Source organism: Microcoleus vaginatus FACHB-2002, assembly GCF_040004035.1.
GTDB lineage: Bacteria > Cyanobacteriota > Cyanobacteriia > Cyanobacteriales > Microcoleaceae > Microcoleus > Microcoleus vaginatus_C.
The window spans coordinates 199,029-211,163 of the sequence record NZ_JAMPLN010000006.1; the positions used below are offsets into that span (position 1 = coordinate 199,029).

Sequence of the window (12,135 nt, forward strand, 5' to 3'; positions counted from 1 at the left end):
GCGTCAATCGGTCGGAGAGCATATCAATCGGTAACATAAGCTAGTCCGCCTTTAAATTGCATTTAAAATAATAATAAAACTCTTCTCGGCAGTTGCTCACAGCAAGGTTAGGAATATACAAGTTAAATACACAACCGCTTAGTCATTAGTCATTACTTATTAATTGTGTCATTGTTCGTTGTGCGTCGCTGGAAGCTTGGCCTTGCTGGCTTCCCGTCTCTACCTCCAATTCCCGGTGCCCGATGCCCGATGCCCGATGCCCGATGCCCGATGCCCGATGCCCCATTCCCTATTCCCTATTATCAATGTCTCGACCAACATTATATATTGCCATCACGAATCACGGATTCGGCCACGCTGTCCGAGTTGCGTCCGTAGCTGCAAAAATTCAAGAATTAAATCCAGATATCTTACTAATTATCACAACAACAGCACCTCGGTGGCTGCTAGAATCTTATATTGGTGGCGACTTTATCCACCGTCCCCGCGCTTTTGATGTGGGTGTCGTGCAAGCTGACAGTTTGAATATGGATAAAGACGCGACGCTGGAAAAATTGCGGGAAATTCGGAAAAAGCAAAATTCCCTAATTGCCAGCGAAGTTAATTTTATTAAGCAAAATCGGGTGGGTTTGGTGCTGGCAGATATTCCTCCTTTGGCAACGCGAATGGCGGCAGCGGCTGGGGTTCCTTGCTGGATGATGAGCAATTTCGGGTGGGATTTTATCTATCGCGATTGGGGCGGGGAATTTGCAGAAATCGCAGATTGGATTGGTGAATGTTTCGGAATGTGCGATCGGCTTTTTCGTCTTCCTTTGCACGAACCGATGGCAGCTTTCCCCAATATTCAAGATGTGGGCTTGACTGGCGGCAATCCTCGCTACAGTAACGAAAAAATTCGGGAAGTATTCGGCATCGAAACACCGCTGGAAAAAACTGTATTGTTGACTTTCGGCGGATTGGGTTTAGAAGAAATTCCTTATCAAAATTTACAGCAATTTAGTGACTGGCAATTTATTACTTTTGATGCGGGAGCTCCCGATTTGCCGAATTTGATTTATGTCAAAAATCAGGATTTTGCACAATCTTTCCCGATTTTACCGCGTCCGGTTGATATTATGCTTATCTGCGGGCGCTTAGTTTCTAAACCGGGATACAGCACTTTTGCGGAAGCTTTGCGCTTGGAAATACCTGTTATTTCTATAATGAGAGAAGGTTTTGCAGAAGCTGCGGTGTTGCTGGAAGGGATTCAAAATTATGCGGAACATCAAATTTTGACGGCGACGGAGTTTTTTGAGGGGGATTGGGAGTTTTTGCGACAACCGCTGCATCCGCCCTGTTTGTCGGATAAATTGGATAAAAATGGTACGGAAGCGATCGCCCAAGCTGTTGTAGACTATTTTTCATAAGTGCGATTAGAAATCGATCTTAAAAAAACAAAGTCTACCTCCGCCGACAGAAGACTTTTGCATCAGTCTCATCCAAACTCTAAAATCTAGAATATACAATCGAATGAATCACTATCAACAGATACTCAAGATTCAAACTACAGGGAAATCTTTGGGCAAAATCACTCCTAAGATAGAAGATGTGGTGGCGAATTCAGGTATTAAAACGGGACTTTGTAGTTTATTTTTGCGCCATACTTCTGCTAGTTTGGTGATTCAAGAAAATGCTGACCCGGATGTACTTAAGGATTTGGCTAACTTTTTGGCTAAACTGGTACCGGAGGACGATCGCTACATTCACGATGCCGAAGGCCCAGACGATATGCCGGCGCACATTCGCACTGCGCTGACTCATACTTCTGAACAAATCCCGATCGATCGCGGCAGGTTGCTGTTAGGAACTTGGCAGGGAATTTACCTGTGGGAACACCGCCAGCGGGGTCACATTCGCGAATTAGTTGTTCACGTCAGCGGCACTTAATCGGAATTTGTACCTCGCTGATTTTAGTTGCTTCCGGCGTCATCGGGGAATTGTAAAAAAAGCGGCGCGGCGGCCCGACTATTTCGTATTCGGGATGTTCTTGAAGCCAATCTTTGAGTTTCTGGAGGTTGTTTTCGTAGCTTTCCCAAGTGTAGGCCCCGCGCACACCGATGCTGACAACCGTCATCGGGGAAGTATCCGTGATTTCTACAGCGGAGTTAACGCTGCTGGGGGCGATATTTGGTTCGGGATAGAGGAACGAAACTTCTGCTTGGGGAACTGCATCGATTTGCCCGGAATTTTCCGTGTAGCGCGCTTCTACTGGCGTTGTCATCGCAATTTGGTTGTTGCTGATGTGTTGAAATAAGGGATTGAAGGCGATGCCAGTTGCTTGTCGCAAATCGCCCGCGTGGGTGTAGGTGACAGCGCGGTAGTGAGGATATTGCTTAACTTCTATGACCCCAATCTGTGCGGGTTCAGGGAATCCAGTAGGTAATACCATTTGAGATTTAAAAGTTTAGATTTTACATTGAAGAATGGGGAAGACTGACTCCGCAAGGGTTTGGAACTTGCTTGCAGTTGCATTATTTTTGGCAACTGGTATAAATAGGCTGAGATTGTTTGCAGACAATCGTTCAGGTGGCACAATTAGTTTAGCAGTTATTTAAGGCGCTGCTAACTATCCATCGCCTAGAATTAGTTTAGAGATTATTAATTAACCTCGTAATAATACGGACGGCACTGAGTAAGCAGAGAAACATTAATCTAGTTGTGCTTGAAAAATTAGTGTTTTTCCGGCGTTTGCTATTTGTGTGGGAAAATATTCGGCTGTTGGGCCGATCGAGCTGTGCGTTCTCAGTTATTACCACGCTTATCGCTTTCAGCTAGAGGGTCAATTATACCGCTTTCAGGGAATGATGTATGAAAAAGATTCTAGTGATTGAGGACGAGCAAATAATCCGGGAGAATATTCTCAAACTCCTCAAAGCTGAAGGTTTTGACGTGACGGGTGCAGAAAATGGAGCAAAAGGTTTAAATGCGGCGGTGTCAAATCTTCCCGACGTGATTCTTTGCGACGTGATGATGCCGGAACTTGACGGATATGGGGTGCTGGTGGCCTTGCGATCGAATCCTGTTACTGCTACAGTACCTTTTGTGTTTCTCACAGGTAAAGCCGATCGCTCTGAAATGCGGCAAGGTATGGAATTAGGAGCAGATGATTACCTGACTAAACCTTTTAGTAAAGCTGAACTTGTGGGCGCAATATCGAGCCGCTTGAAAAAACAAGAAGCTGTCGCCGAACAGTACAATACTTTGCGATCGCAAGGCAGCGAATTTATCCAAAATACTGCCGACAAATTAGAGCAGATAAAAAATTGTTTGTGCAACGCACTGGAACGAGAAGAATTCCAAGTTTACTATCAGCCGCAAGTCAATGTCCAGACAGGTAAAATTATGAGCGCAGAAGCTTTAGTGCGCTGGGTACATCCAGAAAAAGGGCTGATTTCGCCTGCAGAATTTATTCCCCATGCCGAAGCAACTGGCTTCATTGTACAGTTAGGCGAGTGGGTGTTGCAGACAGCTTGCAAGCAAATGCAAGTTTGGCAAAATGCTGGTTTTCCGCTTCGGATAGCGGTGAATCTGTCGCCGCGCCAATTTCACCAACCGGATCTCAGCAGCAGAGTTGCCCAAATTTTAGCAGAAACTGGTTTGCAAGCGAGCAGTTTGGAATTAGAGCTGACAGAAAGTTTAATGGTAGAAGATGCCGAAAGTGCGATCGCAACTTTGCAACATTTGAAAAATTTGGGAGTTTGTATATCTCTTGACGATTTCGGAACTGGGTATTCTTCTTTAAGCTATCTGACGCAATACCCCTTCGATACTTTAAAAATAGACCGCTGTTTTATCAGCAATATCACCGATGGTTGCACCAATGCAGCGATTGTGAAAGCTATTATTGAAATGGCCCACAGTCTCTGTCTTGAAGTAATTGCCGAAGGAGTTGAAACAGAAGCCGAAAAAGATTTTTTATGGCGCTATAAGTGCGATATAATGCAAGGATATTTGTTCAGTCCTCCTTTGGCAGCAGCGGATTTTGAACAGTTGCTGGTGGAAGGAAAATAGCCGATTGGTTAACTCAATATTTGTCTTTGAATAAAGTGCGATCGGGGTGGAATATGGTTTTAGAATCCAGCAGTAACGTTGACTCACTCAAATCAAGCAATAAAAAAAATAAGGATTTTTACTTAGCTGTTCAAATAGCAATAGTGATAGTGTTTTTAGCTATATTGTCCAAATTTTTTATCATAGTTAACGCTGGAGAACGGGGCGTGCTGATGCAGTTTGGTAAAGTGCAAGAACAGGTACTAGGAGAAGGAATTCACGTAATAGTCCCCACAGTTTATACTGTAAAAAAGTTGAGCGTCAGGGTGCAAAAACAGGAAAGCTCCGCTGAAGCTTCCTCAAAAGATTTGCAAGATGTTTTCACGGATGTAGCGCTCAACTGGCATATTATCCCTGAAGAAGCAAATGCTATTTTTCAACAAATAGGTGACGAGAAAGAAGTCATTGCTCGCATTATAGAGCCTGCTGTTGAAGAAGTATTAAAAGCAGTTATGGCCAAATACACGGCTGAAGAAATAATTACTAAACGGGGAGAAGTTAAAGCCGCAGTTGATGATTCTTTGACCTTGAGGCTGGTTACATATCACATTGCCGTTGACGATATTTCTTTAGTACACGTTCACTTTTCTAAGCGGTTTAGCGAGGCGGTGGAGGCGAAACAAATTGCCGAACAGGAGGCAAAAAGAGGGGAGTTTTTAGCGCTGAAAGCAGCCAAACAGGCGGACGCTAAGGTGAATTTAGCTAAGGGAGAAGCCGAAGTGCAAAGGTTGCTGCGGGACAATTTGACTCCAGAACTTTTGGAAAGGCAGGCTATAGAAAAATGGGATGGGAAATTGCCGCTGATTGTTGGTGATGGGGGTAAAAATTTATTGGACTTGAGTAAATTGGTTGAGAGATAATTATAATCCTGGACGCACGGGGTGCCAGAAACCGGGTGTTTTTACGACACAATACACGGGGTTTAGCTTCTTATGTCGGTAAAAAACCCGCTTTCTTAAGTATTCGTGCCTAAGTCCTGAATTACCAATTACCAGCACCTTGACTTAATATCTCTTCAAAAGCTTTAGTAATTCTAGTTTGAAAACGCTGTCGGTGCTTGAGTTTGAAAACAGGTTTAATTATTTCAAAACATACATTAGAACTTGGTTGGCTATCTATAATTTTAATCGCTCGCAGTGTAGATAGCTGCAATTCTTTTTTCACCATCAATTCAGGAATAGCCGCTGCACCTGTGCCGCTTTCCACCACTGCTTTTACCATTTCGCTACTGTTTAAAACTAAAGTTACATTCAATTCATGGGGATTAATTCCCCAACTTTGCAAAGCTTGTTCCAACATTTGCTGAACTCCCGAACCAGATTCTCGCATCACCCAATCCGTTTTCGCAATTTCCGCTAAACTCACATCTGTTCGTTCAAACCAAGGGTGAGATTTGCCAACTACAATCAGCAAGCGTTCGCTGCCTACAACTTCTTCTTCCAGAGTGCTCTTAAGCGAAGCTTTAATATCTCCCGTCACTAAACCCAAATCAAATGTTCCCGTCGCCGTCCCCGCACAAATTTCTTCGGCATTTGCCAGAGTACAATTCACGCAAATACCAGGATATTTTTGTTTGAACTTGCTAAGTTTATCAGGCAACCAATAATTGCCAATGGTCAGACTGCAACCCAAGTTTAAATCGCCTCGCTGCAAGTCGTTCAACTCCCGCAAACCTCTCTCAGTCAAAGCAACTTGGTCGAGAATTTTCTGAGTTTCAACTTGCAGCAACTTCCCAGCATCTGTGATTTCTATCCGGCGGCCGATGCGGTGAAATAGTTTTACTCCGTATTGCGCCTCTAAGCTTTGGATGGTCGCGCTGACAGCGGGTTGGGTGATGTAAAGTTCCTCGGCTGCGCGACTGAAGTGCAGGTGTTCCGCGACAGCTAGAAAAACTCGCAGTTGGTCAAGTGTCATTCCGGCCATGCTGAGTACCCTTTTACTAAATACAGTTATTTTTTGAGATTAAAATCTCTGGCGGCTAAGCTTTGACCTGAACTTTTTGATCGAGTCTCTGGTACAGGTTGGAATTACCAAAAAAGCACGGTTATTAGCCGTTATTTAAAGTGTCCTTTTAACGTCACGGGTTTGAGCTTTTGGCGACAGATACGTCTGGTATTCCAACAGTTATTTTGCGGCTGCACTGCATCACTTGCATTTATTAATTCGATAAAAAACAACATTTGATTCTACCCCAGAAGGGGATTACAGTTATATTCAAGCTTCTAAGGCAGGGCCCAATGCTGAAGTAGCACCGACAAGTTTAAGCCGATCGCCAAAAGTCGATCGACAAAAAGAGAGAAGATAAATGACTAAGAAAACGCCAAAAAATCAGAGTGCACACGGCTTAAAGCCGGACTGCCTCTCCTTCGGGGAGGTTTTAGCTCAATCCTTTGCGGTGATTGCACCTACAACTATACCCGCATCTAATCTAGGGTTAATTGTCGCTCTTTCGGGTAACGGGACTTGGCTGAGCTTTCTCATCGGCTTGATAGGCCTAGTATTTGTCAGCATCAATATCAACCAATTTGCGAGTCGATCGGCTTCTGCCGGTTCTCTTTATTCTTATATTGTTAAAGGACTTGGCCCGACGGCCGGCGTAATTTGCGGCTGGAGTTTGGTACTGGCTTATCTATTTACTGCGATGTCCGTTTTGTGTGGTTTTGCCAACTTTACGGGTACTTTCATCGGTCATTTAGGCATCCATCCGTCACCGATTACGCTGTTAGCGATCGGGGCTGGCGTTGCTTGGTATGCAGGTTATAAAGATATCCAGCTTTCAGCTATGGCGATGCTGTGGCTGGAGGGAGCATCAGTGGCGGCGATTTTTATCTTGGGAATTATCATCTGGGCGCACAAAGGTTTTGCCTTAGATATGTCGCAACTAACTTTGGAAGGCGTAACTCCGGGGAGCATAGCGACGGGACTTGTCTTAGTAATGTTTGGTTTCTCTGGTTTTGAAAGTGCTACATCTCTGGGCGACGAAGCGAAAAAACCCTTAAAAAATATCCCCAGAGCTGTCATTGGTAGTGCTGTCATGGCAGGCTTATTCTTCGTTCTGATGACCTATATTGAGGTTTTGGGTTTTAGCGGTACTGGAGTTTCTATTACTAATAGTGAAGAACCTCTGACTTTTCTAGCGCAACAAATCGGGATGGGTTGGCTGGGAGAATTAGTGGCTTTCGGCGCTTTATTTAGCTTTTTTGCTTGCGTGCTAGGCAGCATCAATCCAGCGGCGAGAGTGTTTTTTATGATGGCCCGCCACGGTTTGTTTCACTCTTCACTAGGTGTAGCGCATTCATCTAATAGAACTCCCCACGTTGCAGTAACGATGTGTACATTTATGACATTTTTGGTGCCTGCTGTGATGTCTATGTTTAACATCAAACTGTTCGATTGTATGGGTTATTTGGGGGCAATTTGCAGCTACGGATTTTTAACGGTATACATCTTGATTTCGATCGCAGCTCCGGTTTACCTGCACAAAATTCGTAAATTGCGCGTGCGAGATGTCCTGTTCTCGGCTGTGGCGATCGCATTTATGATGATTCCGATTGCCGGAAGTGTGGGCATTCCAGGCAGCACTATGTTCCCAGTTCCAGAAGCTCCTTACGATGCGTTTCCTTACTTGTTCTTGATGTACTTGGTGGCTACTTGCGGATGGTTTTTCTTGCAGCGGCGGCGCTATCCTGGACTTGTGGGTTCGATGGAGCAGGGTATTGACGCAATTCATGCCAAATTCGAGGAAGAAAATGCAATTTACGGCGGTGTTCGATTGAAAGCCGTCCCCTTTGACAGTGAGCGTTTTTGATTAGCAGTTACCAGTTCGCTGTTCGGAGAAAGAGTTTTTAAGCAACTGGGTTTTTACTGAGATATTGCACCATTGTCGATGAGCATTTCAAGGGCGTTGCTCAGCTCAACAGCCCACAATAAAATTTAATTTTTGTGGAACGGGCATCTTGCCCGTTCCGAAGATACGATCCCAGCAAATACAACCAAATAAAAAATCTGAGGAGAGACAGAAATGAATGAATTACTAACAGCAATTTCTACGGGAATGACAGCTTTTACGGCTACAAACCTTGACGATATTCTGATTCTGCTGCTGTTTTTCTCGCAGGTGAATGCAGTATTTCGGCGCAGGCATATCGTCTTCGGTCAGTTTCTGGGCTTTACTGCACTGGTTTTTGCTAGCCTTCCGGGGTTTTTTGGTCGCTTAATCTTTCCGCCAGATTGGATCGGAATGCTGGGTTTGCTGCCAATTGCGATCGGGCTTAGCCGCTTGCTGAATCCAGAAACTGACGATTCTGAAGCTGAGGCAGAATTAGAGCAATCTGAGAACTCTTTTTTTAGCAGTTTTCTGTCTCCTCAAACTTACAGCGTAGCAGCGGTGACGGTGGCAAATGGGGGCGACAATATCGGGATATATGTGCCGCTTTTTGCTAGCAATACTTTAGAAAGTTTGGCGGTGATTCTCGCTGTATTCTTCGCGATGGTGGGCGCTTGGTGCTACGCTGCTTATCGGTTAATTCAGATGCGGGCGATCGCGGATACTTTGACTCGCTACGGCAATCAGCTTGTGCCTTTTGTTTTAATCGGATTGGGAATGGCGATTCTGGTGAAAAGCGGGACTCTGGCAAGCCCAACTTTAAGTATAATATCTTTAGTTGGTTGCGCTTTCTGTTTGATAACTATGAGCAGAGGTAACGCCAGCGAAACTGAAGTTTAGAAAAGTTGCAGGGACAGCACATGAATTGGATTGCAGCAGCGATTATTGCCGGAATTACATCTTTTGCCGCAACCAATATCGACGATATGGTGCTTTCGATGCTGTTCTTCGCCCAGGTAAATGATACTTTCCGCCCCCGGCATATCTTTGTCGGTAAGTACCTCGGATTTGCAGCACTCATCGCTGCTAGTTTGCCCGGTTTTTTTGGTGGCTTAATTGTACCGAAAGCTTGGATTGGCTTGCTGGGTTTGGTTCCGATCGCGATCGGCATTAGTCACTTAGTCAAGAGAGATAATGAGGAAAATGACGTACAAGCCGTATCGGGCGAATTTAACCGTCAATCTAACTCATCTGTGCTGTCAAAACTCGCCAATCTTTTCAACCCCCAAACTTTGAATGTGGCTGCGGTAACAGTGGCCAACGGGGGAGACAACATCGGCATCTATTTGCCGCTGTTTGCTAGCAGCGATTTGCCGAGCTTGGTGGTGATTTTGGCGGTTTTCTCGGTGATGGTAGGTGTTTGGTCTTATGCCGCTTACCGGTTAACTCGCCAAAGGGCGATCGCCCCTATTTTGACGCGCTATACCAAGGCTGTTGTCCCTTTTGTCTTGATTGGTTTGGGAATATTCATCCTGATTGAAAGTGGTAGTTATCGGCTGCTTCCGGCATTCCACTCTAACTAAGAATTAGCCCGGAACCCGCTACTTCTATCCCTCTCTAGGTAGATAATTTTCCCGGAATTCCTAACTTCTAACTCATCAGTTTTACCGTGCCAATTGTTTTCTTAAAAAAGGTGTATAAATTACTTGCCATATATTACCAAGTATGCTAAGTTAATAATGAACTAATTGACCGAGCTAAAAGCAGCTTCAAACTAATTTAGCCTCGAAATTTTACGAAAGTTCAAGCCATCTTGTGAGCTAGCAAATTGCCAGACTTAGGCAAGAATATACCTGTCATTTCAATAAATTCTGTAGTGGTGAATCCAACTCAGCTAAAAACTTGAGGAGGAATCCTTAAAATATCGCCCGAACACTTCGCCACTACCCCACGCCGCTCGACTTTGACCATAGGTCTAATCCTAAACAACCAGATTTTTAGATTCTGCAAAATTTGGTTTTTCAGGCAAACCAGTTAAAGAGATATCGTTTTTGCCTAAGTCCTAAGATAGCAAGCAAACAGAAAGTTGGAAAAAACCTGACAATCTAGAAAAGGAGAAAAATTGTGAAAATCTTCAAATTTGTTTTAGTGCTGTTGGTAATGGCCGCCAATTTAGTATTCGTTCCCCCATCATGGGCAGATGCTCCAAAAACGCCGAAATATGCGAGCAATCCAGACTACATAGAGGTGACTCAAGCTCTGAACACTCTCAGGACAGCGAAAGATGCACCCAATCTCGCCCAGACTTATACCCCTGAGCAACTTCAGCAAAAAATCTCTCAATTGGAGTTTCAAAAATACACTTTAGAAACGGGAAAACCTTGGGGTCAGTGTCGCAACGAAACCGGAAAAACCCTGGCTGTCTACGGCCCGAAACGCAAAAAAGCAGCTTCTTCTTCTTACGAGAATGCCCTTTATTTTCTAGCTGACGGCCAAACAACTGAACATAAATGGGATTGCGATGGAATTTATCTACCCAGCGATATCAAAGCAACCGATTTAAGAACTACCGATCAACCTTCAGAAGAATTGACTGGCGGTCTAGCTGTTAAGATAGTTGACGGAACTCAAGTTGTAGCCAGAGCTAATCCCGATACGGGGGCTGTAGAATTTAACGTTCCTACTGCTAAAGTTTTCCAGCCTGGGGATGCTAATTGGTTTGTTCCTGACGTGACTCAGGCGTACATAGATACGCAAGTTCCCAACGCACCTACTGAGGAAAATGATTAGTTTTGGTGAAGTTGTAATGCGATCGCCTGTGTAAAGCCCGTTGCAACGCAAGAACCCGCCGGGGAGCGATCCCCGGCGAATAATCGTCCCAGCGAAAATATATCGGTTTCCCTTCTTAATTTGACGTTAAAATTAAAAGGTTTATCTATGCTATTAAATTGGAAATCCACGAAAGTAAATACAGAAAAGATTAAGCGACCCAATCCGTCGCGGGTGCGGGATCACTTGGCAAACGAGCGCACTTATTTAGCATGGATGCGGACAGCCATATCGCTGATGGGTTTTGGCGTAGTTATCGTGCGCCTTCGCACCTTTCATCCCCCTCTACTCCCAACTCCCGGCAATGGCTGGAAGTTGGGTTTGCTTTTTTCAGCAGTGGGTTTGTTGACGGTGTTATTCTCAACTAAGCACTACTTTGGCGTCCGTCACGATATCGATTACGATACTTATGAACCTACCGATCGCTGGGTAATTCTTTTCAGCCTCGCGATCGCAATCCTAGGGGCTGGGGTAATTTATTATATGTTCACCGTTCCTTCTAGCTCATTTGGTTTGATGGCACCTGAATAATGGTGGCGGTTTAATATGAATATTAAAGAGTTCGATCGCGTGCAATTATCGTTCAAACCGATGCAAGTAGATGATGAGAAACCAAAGCAGCAAAATCTGTCGCGGGCGATCGATCGATCGGCAAATGAGCGCACTTTCTTAGCATGGATGCGGGCCGCGATCGCCCTCATGGCTTTTGGCGTCGTCATCATCCGACTTCGCGTCGTGCAAATGCCCGTACATTACCGTCAGGCGATGGGGTGGAAGTTGGGTTTAATCTTCTCTCTAATAGGTTGGGTGACAGTCTTAATCTCAACTAAGCACTACTTCACCGTTCGCCACCAAATTGACCACGATACCTACAATCCCCCAGACGCCATGGTTTTATTTTTCAGTTTTGCTGTGGGCTTATTGGGAATTGGAGTAATTTATTCGATTTTGGCAGTCGCCCTGGGCCCAAGTAGTTTTGTAATACCCGATTGATTATCAATAGGAGTTAACCATGAACAGCGATACAGTTGCCACGATCGCTTCCATTATCATCTTAACTGCTGCTATCTGGGCAGCATTCGTAGTGCTGGAGACTGTCGCGAAAATAGTCCCTAAATTGCTAGGCGTCACAGTCGCGATCGGGCTTTTGCTCGTTTACCTGCAATTTTACTGGGGCATCGATACTGCATATCTTTGGCAAACTGTCAAGCATTTACCTGAAGCTTTCAATTTCTCGATCGGCGCCTAAACTCGCACCAGCCAGCATTCTCAACCACCTCTCCCTCATCGATATTTTTCTACCGGAAACAAAGTAGATTCAGCCGAGGGCCAACAAAATACGGTAACTCGATTGACTTACTAGACATAGCTCAGCTTTGCTGCTAAACTAC

14 protein-coding genes are annotated in these 12,135 nt (G+C 44.7%); 11 read left to right on the plus strand and 3 right to left on the minus strand.

Annotation, left to right across the window (positions count from 1 at the left end; genetic code table 11):
* Positions 1-145 precede the first annotated feature (145 nt).
* Positions 146-286 (minus strand): hypothetical protein, encoded by a 141-nt coding sequence (locus NDI35_RS07870; RefSeq protein WP_445312237.1) that lies wholly within the window; start codon positions 284-286, stop codon positions 146-148.
* A 19-nt stretch (positions 287-305) separates the two neighbouring features.
* On the opposite strand from NDI35_RS07870, the gene NDI35_RS07875 reads away from it, so the two are divergent.
* A complete protein-coding gene (locus NDI35_RS07875; RefSeq protein WP_445312238.1) occupies positions 306-1,406 on the plus strand; it encodes a glycosyl transferase in 1,101 nt (366 codons plus the stop codon).
* A 103-nt stretch (positions 1,407-1,509) separates the two neighbouring features.
* On the plus strand, positions 1,510-1,926 hold the full coding sequence (locus NDI35_RS07880) for a secondary thiamine-phosphate synthase enzyme YjbQ (protein ID WP_333325134.1): 417 nt from the start codon (positions 1,510-1,512) through the stop codon (positions 1,924-1,926).
* On the opposite strand, the gene NDI35_RS07885 is transcribed toward NDI35_RS07880, so the two are convergent.
* Complete coding sequence (locus NDI35_RS07885) at positions 1,913-2,428, minus strand: heme-binding protein (protein ID WP_445312239.1); 516 nt, start codon at positions 2,426-2,428, stop codon at positions 1,913-1,915. The two genes, NDI35_RS07880 and NDI35_RS07885, sit on opposite strands and share 14 nt — an antisense overlap.
* 419 nt (positions 2,429-2,847) lie before the next feature.
* Between NDI35_RS07885 and NDI35_RS07890 the strand changes: the two genes are divergently transcribed.
* Together NDI35_RS07890 and NDI35_RS07895 are read left to right on the plus strand one after the other, a co-directional pair.
* Complete coding sequence (locus NDI35_RS07890; RefSeq protein ID WP_445312240.1) at positions 2,848-4,050, plus strand: EAL domain-containing response regulator; 1,203 nt, start codon at positions 2,848-2,850, stop codon at positions 4,048-4,050.
* Between the two features lie 53 nt (positions 4,051-4,103).
* Positions 4,104-4,949 (plus strand): prohibitin family protein, encoded by an 846-nt coding sequence (locus NDI35_RS07895; protein WP_445312296.1) that lies wholly within the window; start codon positions 4,104-4,106, stop codon positions 4,947-4,949.
* A 121-nt stretch (positions 4,950-5,070) separates the two neighbouring features.
* Here the strand turns inward: NDI35_RS07895 and NDI35_RS07900 are convergent, their stop codons facing one another.
* Positions 5,071-6,003 carry a LysR family transcriptional regulator gene (locus NDI35_RS07900; protein WP_445312241.1) on the minus strand — a complete coding sequence of 311 codons (933 nt, stop codon included), beginning with the start codon at positions 6,001-6,003 and terminating at the stop codon, positions 5,071-5,073.
* Positions 6,004-6,394: 391 nt separating this feature from the next.
* Between NDI35_RS07900 and NDI35_RS07905 the strand changes: the two genes are divergently transcribed.
* The 7 genes from NDI35_RS07905 (at position 6,395) to NDI35_RS07935 (ending at position 11,993) form a co-directional block, all read left to right on the plus strand.
* On the plus strand, positions 6,395-7,897 hold the full coding sequence (locus tag NDI35_RS07905; protein WP_445312242.1) for an APC family permease: 1,503 nt from the start codon (positions 6,395-6,397) through the stop codon (positions 7,895-7,897).
* A 213-nt stretch (positions 7,898-8,110) separates the two neighbouring features.
* Positions 8,111-8,815, plus strand: a complete 705-nt coding sequence (locus NDI35_RS07910; RefSeq protein WP_445312243.1) for a cadmium resistance transporter — start codon at positions 8,111-8,113, stop codon at positions 8,813-8,815.
* Between the two features lie 20 nt (positions 8,816-8,835).
* Entirely contained in the window at positions 8,836-9,498 is a 663-nt protein-coding gene (locus tag NDI35_RS07915) for a cadmium resistance transporter (protein ID WP_445312244.1), read from the plus strand.
* A 541-nt stretch (positions 9,499-10,039) separates the two neighbouring features.
* On the plus strand, positions 10,040-10,705 hold the full coding sequence (locus NDI35_RS07920; protein WP_445312245.1) for a hypothetical protein: 666 nt from the start codon (positions 10,040-10,042) through the stop codon (positions 10,703-10,705).
* A 147-nt stretch (positions 10,706-10,852) separates the two neighbouring features.
* Positions 10,853-11,275: a YidH family protein gene (locus NDI35_RS07925; RefSeq protein ID WP_333068952.1), complete on the plus strand. Its 423-nt coding sequence runs from the start codon at positions 10,853-10,855 to the stop codon at positions 11,273-11,275.
* 15 nt (positions 11,276-11,290) lie between these two features.
* Positions 11,291-11,737 carry a YidH family protein gene (locus NDI35_RS07930; protein WP_445312246.1) on the plus strand — a complete coding sequence of 149 codons (447 nt, stop codon included), beginning with the start codon at positions 11,291-11,293 and terminating at the stop codon, positions 11,735-11,737.
* 19 nt (positions 11,738-11,756) lie between these two features.
* The gene (locus tag NDI35_RS07935) at positions 11,757-11,993 is read left to right on the plus strand and encodes a hypothetical protein (RefSeq protein WP_445312247.1); all 237 of its coding nucleotides are present in this window, start codon (positions 11,757-11,759) and stop codon (positions 11,991-11,993) included.
* Positions 11,994-12,135: the final 142 nt, after the last annotated feature.